Here is a 17871-nt window from a genome sequence, read left to right as displayed (position 1 = left end):
GTACAAATATATATAAAAAATGAACGTTCATTCTTTTTTTAGACTGGTTTAATATTTAATTAACATTATTGCACCTAATCACATTATAATGAATAGAATAGTAGAGGAATGTCTCAGCTGTATTTAGACCGTAAAGAATAAGTAACTATTGAACTACCTTAAAATGGAAAGACATACAATAAATGAAACTGAAGCTATTCCGCAGAACAGAAAGTAATCAAAAGTAAAAAAGTTTATGGAGAATATTACATTGCATTATTCCCTTTTTAAGCCTATAAACAATGCTGTCGACACAAAAAGTAAAAGTAGGTACCAGGTATTAGAGAGTAAACCGAGGTAGCCTATTTTTCCGTTAGCGAAACTCAAAATCATTAATACTTGAGCGCCGTATGGCAAAATACCCTGACTAATACATGCAAAAACATCTAGAATGGATGCTGTTTTTTTGTTATCTAAGTCGTATTCGTCATTAATTGATTTTGCTATAGATCCAGAAATAATAATAGCAACCGTATTATTTGCGATAGCGACATTAATACTCGAGACTAACGCGGCAATTCCGAACTGCGCTGTTTTCTTATTTTTTATTAGGGTTTTTATTTTCTGCAAAATAAACGCAATGCCACCATTTTTAGCAACTAAAGCTGCTAAACCACCGGTTAATAGCGAGAGTAGGAATATTTCGGTCATATTGGTAAAGCCTGAGTAGGCGATACGCGTAAATTCGATAATTGAAAAATCGTTATAATACAGTCCTAAAACCCCCGCGGAGAGTACACCTAAAACTAAAGTTACGAATACATTGATACCGATAAGAGATAAAATTATAACAATTAAATACGGGGCTATCTTAAGTATGGAATAGGTGTAATCTAAAGTTTCCGGTGTATTTGTCCCTAGACTTAAGCCTTGATAAATAAGAATCCCGATTGTAAAAATAGCAGCTGGTAAAGCTATTTTAATATTTTCTTTAAACTTATCACTCATTTTAACCCCCAAAGACTGTGTGGCAGCTATTGTGGTATCGGAGATTACCGATAAATTATCGCCAAACATAGCCCCCCCCAATAGAGCACCACATAAAATACCCAAAGACAGATCCCCTTTATCTGTAAACCCAATAACAATAGGGGCTAAAGCTACAATAGCACCAACGGAAGTTCCTGTAGAAACCGACAAAAAAGCGGCAATAATAAAGACGCCAAAATAAATATATTGAATGTTTATAACATCTAACCCTAAGTTAACAATGGTATCTACACTTCCGGTGGCTTTGGTTACTGCAGCAAAAGCGCCTGCTAGTAAATAGATTAAACACATCGTTAGTATTTTATCGTCTCCACAACCTTTTAAAAGCGTACCGATTTTTGAATTTACAGACTGTTTAAATATAAGGAATGCTGCAAGAATTCCTGCAATTACGGCTATAGGAGCGGGTAGTGCATAGAAATCATTTTGAATGAGCCCGACACTTAAAAAAGTGATGATAAATACAAAAAAAGGTAGTAACGCCTTAAAGCTTGGGGTAATAGATTTAATCTGAGTCATTAGTCTGTTGTTGCAGAATCGCAATAATAAAATAACAGCAAATAAAGGGGAATTGAGTTAACGTTTTTTCCAAAGTATTTGGCTTATCATTTGTAGCACCTTGCTCGTTACTGCAGGTTGCTATCTCTTTTTGAGATTCTTGATAATTAAGTGCACAAAACTAAATCATTTTTGATTACTAAAACTTAAAGCTTTGTTATTTTTTAGAAAGATTTTAAACGTGTAACTGAAATTTGAGAGCTTAAAACAGTTATAAACACAGGCAATCATCAAATAAAATAAAAATATAAAAGTGTACTGTTTCGGGTGAATTTATAATAATGAATTGATTTTCAGTCAGTAATAGCATTAGGGTGAAGAAAACTTGAAGAGGGGTTAAAGTTGAAAAAAAATAATTTACGACCATTGAAACTAGAGCTATTCCGCAGAAAACAATAGAAAAAGAAACAGTATTGTCTCATAAAAGACGCAAGACTAAATTTTAACTATTTAAAAAACGAATCTGTTTTTAATCGTGTCATTAATATAAAAGTAAAAAAAAAGAGGTCGACATAACTATGTCGACCTCTTAAAAAACTCTTTAATTGTTAAAAACTATTCTATATTTTTTCTTCGGAAATTGTATAAGGTTTCATCAATCGTGAACCAACAGAAATAGAAGATTCCGGCAGAGAAAATGATATCACCAATCATACGCATCCATTTAAGGGTTTGAACCACTGGAGAATAGAGTAATTCGGCTTCTCTAGCATACGAGTATCCTTTGGTGATAGACGTATACGCCTGAATGATTCCTATGGGTAATAAACTAAACAAAACCATTGCTGTCAACCCGATATTTAGTAACCAAAAGGCACGCTTAAGTTTAGTGTTTTGCCACACGCGATCTGAATAAAAACGAAGACAGATAATAATGAAACCCATTCCTAACATTCCGTACACCCCGAATAAAGCGGTGTGAGCGTGCACTGCAGTAGTATTTAAACCTTGAATATAGTACAATGCAATTGGCGGATTAATTAAAAAACCGAATACACCAGCCCCGATGAAATTCCAGAATGCTACAGCGATAAAGAAAAATATGGGCCATTTGTATTTCTGAATCCAATCTTTACTTTTTAATAAATTCCAATTTTCTCTAATTTCGAAGCCCATTAAAGTTAATGGTACCACTTCCAAAGCACTAAATGTGGCTCCTAAAGCGATGGCTTGTACAGGAGTTCCTGAATAGTATAAATGGTGTAGTGTTCCTATAATTCCACCTGCTAAAAATATCGCTGCCGATGCTACCGATACGCGACCAGCAGTTTTAGGGGAAATAACTTTCATTCTAGAAAAAATAAAAGCGATAACTACCGTCGCAAAAACTTCGAAGAAACCTTCTACCCATAAGTGAACTAGCCACCATCTCCAGTAATTAATAACGGGTAAACTACTGTTTTCGCCATACATTAAGCCGGAGAAAAAGAACATACCAATCGCCATAACAGAGATTAATAAAATGATAATTAAGTGCTTGGACTCGTCATTTTTTCTAATAGCAAATATTAGGTGTCTGCTGACCATAATAACCCATAAAACGAGGCCTATTGCTAGAAATATTTGCCAAAAACGTCCTAAATCCATATACTCATATCCTTGGTGACCAAAGAAAAAGTTGGTCGTTAAATCTAAGAATTGGTGTACACCAAGCCATTCGCCAAGCATAGAGCCTAAAACGATAATTATTAAGGCAATAAACAGGAAGTTAATACCAAATACTTGGTATTTCATTTCTTTACCAGAAATCATAGGAGCTAAAAATAATCCTGTCGCTAACCATGTTGCGGCAATCCAAAAAATAGCTAATTGTGTGTGCCATGTACGTGTGATTGAATAGGGCAAAATACTAGATAAGTCGAAACCAAAAAACGCCTGACCTTCAACGGTGTAATGCACGGTTATAATACCTAAGACAACTTGTAAAGCGATAAGTAAAGAAATAACAATAAAGTACTTTAATACTGCTTTTTGAGACGATACCAATTGCAATTTCGCTAAGGGATCGCTATTTGGTTTTTCTAAAACTTCACCTTTTTCATGGTTTCTTAAATAATAGTAGGTCAACATCCCAATAAATAGTAACAATAAAACGATAGATAATCCAGACCAGATTAACGAATCGTCTGTAATTAGGTTATCAATTAACGGTTCGTGTGGCCAGTTAGACGTATACGTATAATCCTTTTCTGGTCGGTTTGTACTTGCCGCCCAAGAGGTCCAAAATAAGAATGCATTTAGTTGTTCAAGCTTCACTTTGTCGGTTAATGCGCCTTTTGGAATGGCGTATTGTTCGTGACCATCAGAAAAAATAGAACTATAATGTTTTATGTTTGCTGAAATCGCATCCCAACGAATTTGCGAAATGGTAATGGTTTTAGTGTCGGCATTAAACGTATTAGTTTTAATGTCTTTAATTAAGCGGGCTTTAATGGCCGCTTTTTTCTCGACATCTAAATCGTTGTAAGCAGTATTAAAATCGGTTTGCGCCCAATGCTCTAGCATATAAACGGCTTCTTTATGTATCCAATCGGCTGTCCAGTCTGGAGCAACGTAACTTCCGTGTCCCCAAATAGAGCCCACTTCCATACCACCGATCGATTCCCATACATTCTGTCCGATTTGTATATCGGCTTTGGTGTAAACGCGTTCGTTAGTTTCTTTAATTATTACTTGTTCTGGAATGGGAGGTTGTGTTTGGTACACCTCGGTACCAATCCATATTAATACTATAAATGACAGTACGACAACGCTTATAAAAGCGATCCATATTTTTCTCATGGTTTTTTATATTTAGTTTTTTTGGGGGGTAGTTAGTTTACAACACTTTTTACGCGATCTACGCTGTCATTTTTAGACAAGGATAGGCGTATAATACAATCTTCAGTGCAGTTTAAATCGTGAGGTACATTAGCTTCTAGGGCAATTAAATCTCCTTTTTTAAGTGATAGTTTTTCGCCTTTTACACCGAAGTCTATTGCACCTTGAAAAATGGCGACAACAATAGGTGCGGGCGCTTTGTGCTCTTTCATTGTTTGTCCTTTGCGCATGACGATTCTAATTTCTTTAGAGTGATCGGTGTCGAGAAGCACGCTAATGGCAGGTTTATCAGTGTTGTAGACCAATTGGTCTGTTATTGATGCTGTTTTCATAAATATTGGGATTGAATTATTAATTGTTATATAAAAAGGTCTTTTTATCCTTTATAAGCTTAAATAGGTTATGTTTTTAAGTGGAAGATATCTAATTCCATATCATTCACTAACATTAAAAGCGTCGTGTTTTGCAACATATTTTTAAGTTCTTCTCTTATGGCTACAAACTTAAAGTGTAGTGGGCAAGGTTTCTTATCGTTGCATTGCTTAAGTCCTAAACCGCAACCGGTGTAAATAGAATCGCCGTCTAAAACCTCTACTATAGCACTTAAATTTAATGTTTTCATTGCTTCAGTTTCGATAAAAAATCCACCGTGTGGCCCTTTAATAGAGTTCACTATATTGTTTTTAGTTAGCTGTTGTAATATTTTAGCTGTAAAAGCTTGTGGAGAATCTATAGCTTCAGAAATAGTAGTTAAACTCACTTTTGTTCCTAAATGCGATTGCTGGCCTATAAAAATAGTCGCTCGCAGTCCGTATTCACAAGATTTTGAAAACATAATTATTATTTAGACTGCAAAAGTAAATCAAAAAACATAAAAGACAATGATATCTTTTATTATTTTTAGTAAAAAGGGCATAAAATTTTAATAATTAAACTCCTTCATAATTTAAAGTGTTTTTAAGTTGTCATTTAGCACTGTTTCCTATAGTTTTGATATCAGTAAGACGTACCTTCTGGTATTGTTATTAGTTTTAAGAAATACAACCTATGATTAACGAAACCCAAATAAAATGTCCAAATTGTGGCACCTCGATAGATGTTCAAGATATTTTATCGCACCAATTAGAAGAAGAAATAAAACAAAAATACCAATCTGAAATTGCTTTAGAAAAAAAGAAGTACGAAGCGCAAGAGGTAAAGCTGAAGGAAGAAAAACTACGTTTCGAGCAAAAGAAAAAACAAGAAAACGAAATATTTCAAGAGCGTTTAGAACTTCAGATGAAGGAAAGAAGCAAAATTCTTGAACACAAGATAAAGTCTAAATTAACTGAAGAACAATCTGAGCAATTTAAAGCTCTTCAAACGGAATTAAACGAAAAATCTGAGCAGGTAAAAGAGTTAAATAGATCGAAAGCCGAAATTGAAAAATTAAAACGTGAAAAAGGCGAATTAAAAGAAGCAGCGGAAGCGGAAGCGCAGAAAAACCTCAATGCCACTTTAATTTCTGAAAAGGAAAAAATAAGAAAAGCCGAAGAAGACAAAAACGAATTGCGTTTTAAAGAAATGCAAAAGCAGTTGGAAGATCAAAAAAAACTGACTGAAGAAATGAAGCGCAAGCAGGAGCAAGGCTCGATGCAGTTGCAAGGGGAGGTTCAGGAATTAGCAATTGAAGAGTGGTTAGCGGCAAGATTTCCTTTAGATACAATTGAGGAGATTAAAAAAGGAGCACGTGGCGGCGATTGTATACAGATTGTAAATACGCGCACCGAGCAAAACTGCGGTAAAATTTATTACGAAAGTAAGCGCACAAAGGATTTTCAGCCGACTTGGATTGAAAAATTCAAAAATGATATTCGAGAAAAAGGGGCGAATATTGGTGTATTAGTTACTGAAGTAATGCCGTCGGATATGGACCGAATGGGATTAAGAGATGGTATTTGGATTTGTAATTACGATGAGTTTAAAGGTCTTTGTAACGTGTTACGCGAATCGATTGTAAAAGTTAATTTGGCAATTAGCAGTCAGGAAAATAAAGGTGATAAAATGCATATGCTGTACGATTATTTAACCAGCAATCAGTTTAAAATGCAAATTGAAGCGATTGTTGAAGGATTTACATCGATGAAAACGGCTCTAGATAAAGAAAAACGCGCGATGGGGCGTCTTTGGAAAGAACGCGAAAAGCAAATTGAAAAAGTCACGGCTAACACCATCGATATGCACGCGTCTATAAAAGGTATTGCCGGAAGCGCCGTGGGTACTATTAAATCGTTGGAATTGTATGACGAGACTTTAGAGTTAGACACTTAGTAGTAGGTAGTTTAAGACAAAAAGAATGTTTAGTTAGAATACACTTTAACTAAGATTTATAGCTAATTCAGGAGCTAATTGAACTTGATGTAGTATTTTTATTTTCGTGTTTAATAAAAAAGTAGAACAAAATGAAACTATTTAAATCTTCCATTCTGGTTATTGTGTTTTTAGCGGTGACCAATTTCTCTTGTGCGCAACAAAAGCAATACCAATTATCAACTCATATATTAGACGTTTCAGAAGGACTTCCGGCAGCCAATGTTTCTATTAAGTTAGAAAAAATGAACACCGAAACAAAAAAATGGGAGTTTATCGGGCAAAAAGAAACTTCAGAAAAAGGTAGAATAAATGATTTCTTGCCTTTAGAAAACGAAAATAATGGTGTATACCGGTTTACTTTTTTAACGGCCGATTACTTTAAAAAAAATGGCAAAGAATCTTTTTATCCGTTTATAGAAGTCGTTTTCGACATTAAGGAAAATACTCATTATCACGTTCCAATTACGTTATCTGCTTATGGGTATTCAACGTACCGCGGAAATTAAATCTTTATAATATATGTTAGATTTATTGATTAAAAACGCAAGAATTGAAGGTTATGAGACGCTGGTTTCTATTGGTGTTACAAACGGAATAATTACTTGTATAGAGGCGATTATTAATAGTGACGCAGAAATAATTTACGATGCTAATGATCATTTTGTGTGTTCTGGTTTTTACGAGAGTCATATTCATTTAGATAAAGCATGTATCTTAGAGCGTTGTACGATTGCGGAAGGGACATTAGCGGAGGCGGTTTCAGAAACTGGAAACGCAAAAAAAGAGTTTACTGAAGAAGATGTCTTTGAAAGAGCGAGTCGCGTGGTTGAAATGGCCATTAAGAAAGGAACGATGGGATTACGAACTTTTGTAGAAACGGACCCAAAAACAGAATTACGTGCTTTTGAAGCTATTAAAAGAGTAAGAAAACGATACGCTTTTGCTATCGATATGGAAATTTGTGCATTTGCACAGGAAGGATTAACCACAGAAAAGCAAACCCAGCGTTTGCTGAGAAAAGCTTTACAAAATGGAGCCGATTTGGTTGGAGGCTGCCCTTATAAAGATGAAAACCCCTATGAACATATTGAAATAATTTTTGATTTAGCGGAAGAATTTGACGTAAATGTCGATTTTCATTTGGATTTCGACTTGGATCCTAACAATTCTAGTATCCCAAAAATAGCTGAAGAAACTAAAAACAGAAACTATGAAGGGCGCGTGTCTATTGGTCACGTTACCAAATTGTCTGCAATGCCCAGAACGCAGCGTCTAGAAATGGCAATGCTTTTAAAAGAGGCTGATATTGCATTAACCGTTTTGCCTGCAACAGATGTTTTTTTAAACGGCCGTGACTACGAATCGTTAATACCACGGGGAATGGTAAATGCAAATGCCTTAAGTGAAAAAGGGATTACCACAACTATTTCTAGCAATAATATCCTTAATGCCTTTACGCCTTATGGTGATGCTTCCCTAGTTAGAATGGCGAATATGTACGCTAATATTGCACAATTGTCTAAAGACTCTGCGATCCAAGAGGTGTATAATATGATCACTAAAAACGCTGCAAAATTACTTTCAAAACAAACTGAAATTAAATTAGGCTCACCAGCGAATTTTGTTGTTTTAGAAGCTGTAACCGCTATTGATGTTATTCGTACGATTGCGCAACCTTTAGCGGGTTTTAAAAATGGTATCCAAACATTTTCTAACACCCAAGCCACAATTAATTTTCCTTAATTATGAAAACTGAAGAGACAGACACTATTTCCGAATTATCCTTTAAAGACTATAAGTATTTAGAGATTTGTGTAGCACTTGCCGAAGACGCTTTAAATGCAGGTGATGAGCCTTTTGGTTCTATTTTGGTAAATGCAAAAAATGAAATCATTGCCACAGCAAGAAATAAAGTTAATGCTGAAAATGTATTGTCACACCCTGAAATAGAATTAGCATATTGGGCGTTAGAAAACTTGAGTACGGAAGAGCGTAAAAGCACGACGATGTACACCACTGGAGAACATTGCCCCATGTGTGCGGCTGCGCATGGCTGGGCGGAAATAGGTCCATTGGTTTACCTTAGTTCAGCAGAACAATTAGGAGAGTGGTTACAAGAATTTGGAGCCAATGAAGCGCCAATTCACTTTGTGGCAAGTCGAGAAATTATAAAACACATAGACATTAAGGGGCCAGGGAGTGGTGTTGTGTTAGAAGCTATTAAGGCATTGCATAAACGCTATAATAGTGAATAGAAAACAGGCACTATCTTTAAAAGTCTGCAACAACTATTATTTATCATTATCTTTAATAAGGCTTTCTAACGCATAGTATAATCTGTTCTGCGCATTATCTTGAGACCCAAAAATAGAACGAAACAGCTCGCCTTTTTTGGAAATTAATAGCCATTGTGGTGTGCCTTCAGCAGTGAACTGATCGTAAACTTTGTGATGCTCGTCTATATAAATAGGAAACGGATTCTCTCCACTTGTAAAAATACTTTTAATTGAAGCTTTGGTTCCTTCTCGGTTTACAAAGTCCGAATGAATGCCCGCCACTTGAATCGAAGGGTATTTCTGTTGAAACTCATACGCCAAAGGAATCGCTCGCCCAGTACAACCCAAACAATCATTATTATAAATAATAAATAGCAACACTTGGTCTTTATATTTGGCCATTAAATCGACAGCAACGCCTTCTAAATCTTTAACTAGTATGGACTTTATAGTGTTAATCATTTTAAGTATTTCGTTTTTTTAATGTTTATAAATTTAGTTTGAAAATGGTAAACTTTTATGTTTTCCCATTGGGAGTGTTTCTATAAGTCATTAAAAATTAAAATTGACATAACTCATTCACTTCAGTTAAAACACGTTTTATTTTATGGTCTGAGATTCCAATAGACTTCATTATCTCCGTTGCCTTAGCTAATTCTTTAACTAACACAATATTTTTTTCTATAAGTTGATGTTTTTCTCTCTTAGTTAAGGTTGTTAAAGTGGTTACAGGGTATAAAGCTAATGTGTCTATATTTGCTTTTAACCCATTATTCTCTGGATAATCCCAACTTAACAAGGTTAATCCCACACATTTTCCATAATTTATCGCATCTGATGTAAATCTAGTATTAGTTACTAGCCACCCTTGTTTTAAATAGGTTTTATTGTTTGAATTTGAATTCCATTGTTCTTGAATATCTAAAAATCTGGAATTAATATATAATGGTATTTTCACATTACTAGCCGCTTTAGCATCAGAATGAAATTTACATTCTATCGCATATACGTTTTCATCTTTCTCGGCCAGTACATCAATTTCGTGAGTTACACATCTACCTTTTATAATAACACCTACTTTGGTTTTATATCCTTTTTCTTTTAACAACGCACCAACTAATCTCTCAAAAGGATAACCTGTTGGGCCTAAATCGAAAATAGCCCGTTTTAAACTGTATCGCGACGCAGAAATTTTGTTGTGTTTTTTTAATAAAACAAAGGCTTTCTTATATATTTCATCAGAAGATATTCCATCGTAAATATCGGTTTTAATTCTATTTATAATAGTGCTAATGGCTGCTTTAGATGCTCCAGTAGATTGGAGTGATTGTTTTAATTTTTCAAATAAAAAAAGTTCTATCTCACCGTTACTTTTCTTAATATAAATTTCTTTTTCCATACTATTTTAGTGTTTAAAATCTTAGAATTTCCGTCATTATACCAAATCGAATAATGGAGAGTTGACGTTCAAAATAAATATTATAATAATCCATTCCGTGATAAAACTGAATAAACAAACCTATATCATCTAAAAATTTTGGATGATAATAAAAAGTAAGACTTGCGTTTACTCTCTCTAAATCTAAAACATCTAAATCATTATAATTATCTAGCATTAATGTCGTTTCAGCCTTCAATGAAAAATTAGCTCTTGCGTTATTTTCTGTATTTAGAGGTAATTTAAACGATGTAAATGAATTATGCCATCTTACGCCACTATATTTGCCTTTCATTTCTTGATTTATCCAGCTTTTTGGATGAATTTCAATGGAACTTTTTATGGTTTTAATGGCTTTAAGCGTTTTACTATATGACGTTTTAAGAACACCAAGTTCAAAAAAATTAGTCGCAAAATTTCCCGACTGTAGGTTTATTGTGTTATCATCATTATAAAAATCACCATCTTGACCGTTGGAGTGATGTGCTATTTTACTAAATAAAATCAAGTAATTAAGTGCTTCCTTTTTATTAGCGAGATAATACAATGAAATCTGCGGAATATAACTTGGTGTACGCACAGGATACGAATTTTCGTTATACATCCTAATGGTAATTTGCGGTGTTAACACCGCCATTAGTTTGGAATCTTTTCGTTCTCTAATAACAAATGACGGATTAACGTTGGCTTCAAACAGTAAAGGTTCAATATTCCCAATATCCGTTGGGAAGGTTATATAGCTATCGGTTTGATTAATTAAAGCTATTTTGAACAAATCAAGCTGTGGCGAGGCATTCACCTCTTTTTGCGAAAAAGCGAAATGCGTAACACATAAATACAAAAATAATATGTAAGATTTTACTTTCATTGTGTATGCCTCATTTCTATTTTGATGGTGCTTTCAAGCTTTTAATCTTTATTCTTCGCGCCACTTACTATTCTTGAAATAATTCCTTTTTGTTCTGTAAATTCTGCTATTAATACACCGGCTAGATGGATTGTTATAAATGCAATTAGGTAGTAAATACCAAGTACGTGGATTTCTTCCATCGGTTTTTTATAGTCCTTTGGACCTAATTCTATAATTAGTCCTGTAATAAGTGAAATGATGACACACACATAAAATAGGATATATGTCCATTTCTGAAATTTCATTTTTGTAGATAGGTTTTTACCAAATGGGTTTTGGAATTTCATAGTTCCAAAGGCGGGAAGTATGAAACGAATACTAAATAATCCGACTAATAGATAACCAATATAAATATGCCAATCCCACATAGGTTGCCTTATCTTTTTTGCTAAAGTAATAAGTTGGTCTTCTGATAGGCTCTGCCCAGTACCAATCAAATAATCCTGAATAATAGCAGCCACGTTATATTTATTCATCCACGTTAGTCGCAAAAAAATCGTAATTAGTAATAGCATAAATGAAACGGCTATCGACCAATGAATAATTCTATATACTTTTGAATACTTTGTGTTTTCCATACTGTTTGTTTTTTTATTCTAATGATTAACTTTGTTTACTAATTATACTTTTGTTTTCGTTTTAAACTGCTATTTTTTATATTGAAAAAGGCCACAAGTGAAAAAGTTAACGTTACCAATATTCTAAAAATCAATGCTTTTACTGTTTTTGTTTCATAAACACCCCCACTGTTAATATAGAACTGCAACACAATGAAAGCAACAATTAAAATAACCAAAGGAGCGATTAACATCGAAAAAGTCCACTTCGCTTTTGTTATAAACCCATAAGCGGAAAATAGGTATAAGATGCTACAAATAAAATTTGCCCAAACTATAAACAAAACGTAGTTTCCTTCTTTGGCTCTAATACCAAACCAATCAAAAATAACAGCGCTACTTAAAAATATAGTAAGCAATGCAAACAGCGCTAAAATAATAGCACTTATAGTGTTTATACTATTTTTAACTTTCATTTGATACCGTTTTATTAGTGAATTCACCCAGCCACCATTTTGGTTTGTCCTGTTTTTTAACTAATCCGAATTTTTTAATGGAATGGGTTTTAATATGTGTAATTAAATCCTCCACAGAATCGGTTACAAAAAGTAGTTCCATATCTTCTGGGCTGATGCTTTCATTTTTTGCCATTACTTGAATATGCTGACACAATTCCTTGTGGTATTCTGAATCGAAAATAACAACTGGAAAATTCTGAATTACTTTCGTTTGAATTAATGTTAGCGCTTCAAACAATTCATCTAAAGTGCCAATTCCTCCCGGCATTACAACAAAAGCATAAGAATATTTTATAAGAATGACTTTGCGTAAAAAGAAATAGGGGATGTTAATCCATTTATGAAGATAAGGATTTGGTTTTTGCTCGAAGGGTAGAATAATATTGCAGCCAACAGAATATCCACCCGCTTCAAAAGCCCCTTTATTGGCAGCTTCCATAATACCCGGGCCACCACCTGTCATTACCGTAAAACCTGTTTTTGCTAAAGAAGCACCAATTTTTTCGGCATTTTTATAATGGTCATAATCTTTTGTAAATCGTGCAGAGCCAAATACAGTAACGCAAGGCCCTATAAAGTGCATTCTTCTAAAGGCTTTTAGAAAACTAAAAAAGACTTTAAAAGCAAAAATAAATTCCCTATAACGAGATAATGGCCCTCTAACAAATAAGGATTCTTCTTTAGACAGTTTTATTCTTTTATCAACGTTCATTTCCTATGTTTTAGTTGGTTTTTTTATAACTCCAGACCGCTAAACCATTCATTACAATTGCGTATAGCACTGTTTTTATTAGCTGGGGAAGAATATCTGTAAATCCAGAACCTTTAAGCATTACCATACGCATCACTTCAACATAATACTTTATGGGATTGAATTCTGTAACCATTTGAGCCCATCCAGGCATACTTTCTATAGGCGTGAACAAACCACTCATTAAAATAAAAATAACAACAAAAAACCAAGCTATAAACATCGCTTGTTGTTGGGTATCTGTAAAATTTGAAATGAATAATCCAATTCCTAAGATTACTAATATATAAATAGAGGTGTATAAATACATAAGTACCAAACTGCCAAGCATAGGCACATTGAATATTAATCTAGCTAATAGTAATCCAACGGTTAATAGACCCATTCCTATTACCCAAAACGGAAAAAGTTTCCCAATTATAAATTGGCTTTTTTTAATTGGAGTTACATTGATTTGCTCTAAAGTCCCTATTTCTTTTTCTCGGACAATATTCATTCCAGACAGAAATAAGGTAATCATAGAAACCAATAACACGAGAATACCAGGTACCATAAATGTTTTATAATTTAAGGTTTCGTTATACCAGAATAAAGGAATAGTGTCAATGTTAATTGGCTGTATTTGTTGATTTGAAAGGGGTAATAAATCAACTTTTAAATGTTGATTAAAGTTTTGTACTATCTCATTTACATATATATTTTCTACACCAGCTGCCGCACCATCTATAGCATTAATAGTAATACCTAAACTATTGTGTTTTTCCTTTTGCAAATCGCGTTCAAAATAGTTTGGAATATCTAAAACAACATCTATTTCTCCTTTTAGCATTGCTGATTTGGCAAATCCTTCAGACGAAAAATCTGTTAATACATCAAAATAGGTCGAAGCATTAAATTTCTCTATTAATGCTCTTGATGTCGTTGTATGGTCGTTATCAATATAACCAAATTTTATGTTTTTTACTTCAAAAGTAGCGGCGTTAGATAAAATAACGAGTTGGAGTAGTGGTAAAACAAAAATGATAGGAAGCATCCCTTTATTTCTAAAGATTTGCTTAAACTCTTTTTGTATGATGTATAGTATTGTTTTCATATTTTTAAAAGAATAAAGGGGTTAAAAAAAGAAAATAGAGCAGAGCATTTAGATGCTTTAGCGCTGTTCTGTCTTTTTTCTAATCTCTATTGTTTATTTCTTACTCTAATCTAATTTTATATTTTTTTACACTTAGTGCAATAAAAAACACCGTCATTCCCAATAATATTAAAGTTTCTTTCCATATAATTTGTAGTCCTACACCTTTAAGCATAATGCCTTTTACAATAATGATAAACCATTTAGCAGGAATAATATTACTGATGACTTGAAGTGGCATTGGCATACTTGAAATTGGAAAAATAAACCCTGATAATAAAATTACGGGAAGCATCAAGCCCATTAAAGAAATCATCATTGCTGTTTGTTGTGTTGCCGAGATGGTTGAAATTAAGATACCTAATGCTAAAGCGCTAATTATAAATAGAACACTTTCAAAACCTAGTAAAATGAAACTTCCTTGCACTGGCATATTAAAGATAAAGATGCTAAGCATAACTATTACAACTGCATTTATTACCGATAAAAATATATAGGGAAATACTTTTCCTATAATAACTTGCAATGGTTTTATTGGCGATACCAAAAGAATTTCCATAGTCCCTAATTCCTTTTCCCTAGTAATGGAAATAGAAGTCATCATAGCAGAAACTAACATAAGTATAATAGTCATTACACCAGGAACAAACATATAAACACCTTTTAATTCTGGATTATAAACCATACGTGTTTTTGGCACAATCTGATAAGTAATAGTAAGGTCTTTGTTTAATTCTTTTTGATACTTTTGAAGAATAGCATTAACATAATTACTTATAGTATTTGCTGTATTTGGGTCTGTAGCATCGGTAATAATCTGAACCGTTGCTTTGTGGTCTTTAATTAGGTTTTTACTAAACTCTTTTTCAAAAGTTAGAACAGCTTTCACTTGTCCTTTTTTAAAAACCGAAGCAATATCAGCTTCACTATTTACCATTTGTTTGATACTGAAATATTTTGAGGCTGAAATTTTATTAATTATTTCGGTAGTAGTGGCATCTTTGGAATGGTCTAAAATAGCAATATCTACATTATTGATTTCGTTGGTAATCGCAAACCCAAATAGCATAATTTGTGCAATCGGCATTCCAAAGAGTATAAACAATGAGCGTTTATCCCTAAAAATGTGGTAGAACTCCTTTTTTACAAAGCCTATAAATCTTTTCATATTTTATTGTCTGCGGATTTCGGTGTTACCCGCAGTTTTTTTTTGTTTATAACCCCTTCTATTTCTTCTAAATCCCTTTTGTTTCCCGCGGATCTCGCAGACTAGCGCAGAATTTTTTGAGAACCACACTTAATAGTGGTGTTTTTCCACGTGCATCATCTAAATCTGTGAGGTGTTTTTCTCATCCACGTGCTAATTTTAAAAACACATCGTTCATATTTTTAGCATTAAATTGTTCTTTAAGCTTCTTAGGTGTATCTAAAGCTTCTATTTTACCATTAACCATTATAGAAACGCGATCGCAATATTCGGCTTCGTCCATATAATGGGTCGTTACAAATACAGTAATACCCTGGTTGGCTGCTTTGTAAATCATTTCCCAAAACTGTCGCCTGGTAATTGGATCTACACCTCCCGTAGGTTCATCTAAAAACACAATTTTAGGATCGTGAAGTAGAGACACAGAAAAAGATAATTTCTGTTTCCAGCCTAATGGTAAAGCCCCAACCAATGTGTTGGCAACTTTTTCAAGCCCTAATTCATTAATTAAAACGGTCGATTTTTCTTTAATCCGTTTTCTAGATAATCCATAAATACCTCCAAAGAATGTTATATTTTCCCTAACGGTTAAATCGTCATATAATGCAAATTTCTGACTCATATAACCAATATTCTTTTTGATATCTTCGGCTTGTGTAAAGACATCAAAACCCGCAACTTTGGCCTTGCCAGACGTAGGGTTAGAAATACCAATTAGCATTTTCATAGCTGTGGTTTTCCCTGCACCATTGGCACCCAAGAATCCAAAAATCTCGCCTTTCTCAACGTCGAATGTAATAGCATTTACCGCAGCAAAATCTCCGAAAAGTTTAGTTAATCCTTCGACTTGTATGACCTTATTGTTTTTTTCCATATTCATTTCCTACGAAAGGGGGGAATCTTAATAATTTATCTCTTTTTTTCTATATCCACAAGTTTTTGAATCCTTGCAGGTTATTTTGCCAATTCCATAAAGGTATCTTCAATAGTGGCTACTGTTTCAGTAATTTCTATATTTGATAGTTGATTTGATTTTAAAAACACCAGTAATTGGTCCGGATTAAAATCTTTACGTTTATCTGTGTAATGTATAAACTCGCCAAAAGGGTATACGCTATGGTTGTATTCATAGTCATTTAAACTTTTAATAAGCTGATACATATTATTGGCACGTACATTATAAATCTGTTTGGGATAGTGTTTTACAATCGCTTCAGGGGTATCAATCTCCAGAATTTGCCCCTCTTGAATCAGTGCAATTCTATCACATAAAGCAGCTTCGTCCATATAAGGTGTAGATACCAAAATAGTGATGTCTTTTTGTTGTAGGCGTTTTAACATTTCCCAGAATTCCTTTCTAGACACAGGATCTACGCCTGTAGTGGGCTCATCTAAAAACAATACTTTAGGTTTATGAATTAATGCACAGCATAACGCCAGTTTTTGTTTCATTCCTCCTGATAATTTCCCTGCTCTTCGATTTTTAAAAGGTTCAATCTGGACATAAATATCTTTTATTAAATCGTAATTTTCTTCAATAGTAGTTCCAAAAATAGTCGCAAAAAAATGCAAGTTTTCTTCAACGGTTAAATCTTGATAGAGTGAAAATTTACCGGGCATATAGCCCACATTGCTTCTAATTTTTTTGTAATCTGTAACCACATCAAAACCTGCGACGGTCGCTGTGCCTTCATTAGCTATTAAAAGTGTTGTTAAAACCCTAAACAACGTTGTTTTACCAGCACCATCTGGACCAATAAGTCCAAAAAGCTCGCTCGGTTTTACATCAAAAGAAATATCCTGCAAGGCTTTTACATTTTTATAAGATTTACTAATATGGTTGACGGAAATGCCCACTTTTTTTTTAATTTTGGATGATTATTTTAGTTTCCATAGTCACTTTAGCTGTAATGGAATTTGAAATTAGGCACGCTTTTTCTGCTTTTTCTACAATACGTTCTGTGCGATCGCGTTTTGACGCGTCTGTAATGACAACCTCTGGGAATAGTAATACTTCGCTTATTACAAGCTTACCATCTACTTTTTCTAGAATACCTTTCGAATTACATTTAAAACTAACGTATTCTAATTTCGAAAAATCAGCAATCGCTAAAAAAGTTGTCATTAAACAACTACTCACAGCTGCCGTAAACAAATGCTCTGGCGACCAAATATTAGGCATACCTCCTGGGAATTCTGGAGGTGTTGCCACTTCTATACATTTTTTATCCTTGGTTTCAGTATTAAGAAGCTCTGGTGAGCATATCAGTCCTTTTCGGTCTTCTGTCCAAGTGATCGTAACGTTATAGCTATGTTGTTCCAT

At 33.8% G+C, this 17871-nt stretch carries 19 protein-coding genes and 1 riboswitch; of the genes, 4 read left to right on the top strand and 15 right to left on the bottom strand.

The window, feature by feature from the left end; all coding sequences use genetic code 11:
• Positions 1 to 255: 255 nt before the first annotated feature.
• From ES676_RS04945 to ES676_RS04930, 4 genes are all read right to left on the bottom strand, one after another.
• Positions 256 to 1548, bottom strand: coding sequence for a Na+/H+ antiporter NhaC family protein (locus ES676_RS04945; RefSeq protein ID WP_148368961.1), 1293 nt, complete (start codon positions 1546 to 1548; stop codon positions 256 to 258).
• Between the two features lie 53 nt (positions 1549 to 1601).
• Positions 1602 to 1699, bottom strand: a riboswitch (SAM-I-IV-variant riboswitch).
• 443 nt (positions 1700 to 2142) lie between these two features.
• On the bottom strand, positions 2143 to 4368 hold the full coding sequence (locus ES676_RS04940) for a nitric-oxide reductase large subunit (RefSeq protein WP_148368959.1): 2226 nt from the start codon (positions 4366 to 4368) through the stop codon (positions 2143 to 2145).
• 32 nt (positions 4369 to 4400) lie between these two features.
• On the bottom strand, positions 4401 to 4739 hold the full coding sequence (locus ES676_RS04935) for a cupin domain-containing protein (RefSeq protein ID WP_148368958.1): 339 nt from the start codon (positions 4737 to 4739) through the stop codon (positions 4401 to 4403).
• Positions 4740 to 4807: 68 nt separating this feature from the next.
• Entirely contained in the window at positions 4808 to 5242 is a 435-nt protein-coding gene (locus ES676_RS04930) for an RrF2 family transcriptional regulator (RefSeq protein WP_148368956.1), read from the bottom strand.
• A gap of 212 nt (positions 5243 to 5454) precedes the next feature.
• On the opposite strand from ES676_RS04930, the gene ES676_RS04925 reads away from it, so the two are divergent.
• From ES676_RS04925 to ES676_RS04910, 4 genes are all read left to right on the top strand, one after another.
• Positions 5455 to 6717 (top strand): DUF2130 domain-containing protein, encoded by a 1263-nt coding sequence (locus tag ES676_RS04925; protein WP_148368954.1) that lies wholly within the window; start codon positions 5455 to 5457, stop codon positions 6715 to 6717.
• A 131-nt stretch (positions 6718 to 6848) separates the two neighbouring features.
• Positions 6849 to 7265, top strand: a complete 417-nt coding sequence (gene uraH, locus ES676_RS04920; RefSeq protein ID WP_148368952.1) for a hydroxyisourate hydrolase — start codon at positions 6849 to 6851, stop codon at positions 7263 to 7265.
• 13 nt (positions 7266 to 7278) lie between these two features.
• On the top strand, positions 7279 to 8502 hold the full coding sequence (locus ES676_RS04915; RefSeq protein ID WP_148368951.1) for an amidohydrolase family protein: 1224 nt from the start codon (positions 7279 to 7281) through the stop codon (positions 8500 to 8502).
• A 2-nt stretch (positions 8503 to 8504) separates the two neighbouring features.
• Complete coding sequence (locus ES676_RS04910) at positions 8505 to 9014, top strand: nucleoside deaminase (protein WP_148368950.1); 510 nt, start codon at positions 8505 to 8507, stop codon at positions 9012 to 9014.
• A 36-nt stretch (positions 9015 to 9050) separates the two neighbouring features.
• Here the strand turns inward: ES676_RS04910 and ES676_RS04905 are convergent, their stop codons facing one another.
• The 11 genes from ES676_RS04905 to ES676_RS04855 all read right to left on the bottom strand — a co-directional run bounded on the left by ES676_RS04905 (position 9051) and on the right by ES676_RS04855 (position 17871).
• Positions 9051 to 9497, bottom strand: coding sequence for a TlpA family protein disulfide reductase (locus tag ES676_RS04905; protein ID WP_148368948.1), 447 nt, complete (start codon positions 9495 to 9497; stop codon positions 9051 to 9053).
• A 97-nt stretch (positions 9498 to 9594) separates the two neighbouring features.
• Positions 9595 to 10434, bottom strand: coding sequence for a restriction endonuclease (locus ES676_RS04900; protein WP_148368947.1), 840 nt, complete (start codon positions 10432 to 10434; stop codon positions 9595 to 9597).
• Positions 10435 to 10447: 13 nt separating this feature from the next.
• Positions 10448 to 11341 carry a hypothetical protein gene (locus ES676_RS04895; protein ID WP_148368945.1) on the bottom strand — a complete coding sequence of 298 codons (894 nt, stop codon included), beginning with the start codon at positions 11339 to 11341 and terminating at the stop codon, positions 10448 to 10450.
• Between the two features lie 41 nt (positions 11342 to 11382).
• Entirely contained in the window at positions 11383 to 11961 is a 579-nt protein-coding gene (locus ES676_RS04890) for a cytochrome b/b6 domain-containing protein (RefSeq protein WP_148368943.1), read from the bottom strand.
• Positions 11962 to 11999: 38 nt separating this feature from the next.
• A complete protein-coding gene (locus ES676_RS04885) occupies positions 12000 to 12416 on the bottom strand; it encodes a hypothetical protein (RefSeq protein WP_148368941.1) in 417 nt (138 codons plus the stop codon).
• Entirely contained in the window at positions 12406 to 13170 is a 765-nt protein-coding gene (locus tag ES676_RS04880) for an LOG family protein (RefSeq protein WP_148368939.1), read from the bottom strand. Before ES676_RS04880 ends, ES676_RS04885 begins: the two co-directional genes overlap by 11 nt.
• A gap of 10 nt (positions 13171 to 13180) precedes the next feature.
• Positions 13181 to 14302: an ABC transporter permease gene (locus tag ES676_RS04875; RefSeq protein ID WP_148368938.1), complete on the bottom strand. Its 1122-nt coding sequence runs from the start codon at positions 14300 to 14302 to the stop codon at positions 13181 to 13183.
• Positions 14303 to 14402: 100 nt separating this feature from the next.
• Positions 14403 to 15509 carry an ABC transporter permease gene (locus ES676_RS04870; RefSeq protein WP_148368936.1) on the bottom strand — a complete coding sequence of 369 codons (1107 nt, stop codon included), beginning with the start codon at positions 15507 to 15509 and terminating at the stop codon, positions 14403 to 14405.
• Between the two features lie 181 nt (positions 15510 to 15690).
• Entirely contained in the window at positions 15691 to 16422 is a 732-nt protein-coding gene (locus ES676_RS04865; RefSeq protein ID WP_148368935.1) for an ABC transporter ATP-binding protein, read from the bottom strand.
• Between the two features lie 80 nt (positions 16423 to 16502).
• Positions 16503 to 17405: an ABC transporter ATP-binding protein gene (locus tag ES676_RS04860; RefSeq protein WP_148368933.1), complete on the bottom strand. Its 903-nt coding sequence runs from the start codon at positions 17403 to 17405 to the stop codon at positions 16503 to 16505.
• A gap of 7 nt (positions 17406 to 17412) precedes the next feature.
• Positions 17413 to 17871 (bottom strand): OsmC family protein, encoded by a 459-nt coding sequence (locus ES676_RS04855; protein ID WP_148368931.1) that lies wholly within the window; start codon positions 17869 to 17871, stop codon positions 17413 to 17415.

The sequence above is a fragment of the Bizionia saleffrena genome, assembly GCF_008086175.1.
Classification (GTDB): Bacteria; Bacteroidota; Bacteroidia; order Flavobacteriales; family Flavobacteriaceae; genus Bizionia; species Bizionia saleffrena.
Note: the sequence above shows the minus strand (reverse complement) of the source record. Positions and strands in the feature narration are given on the sequence as shown.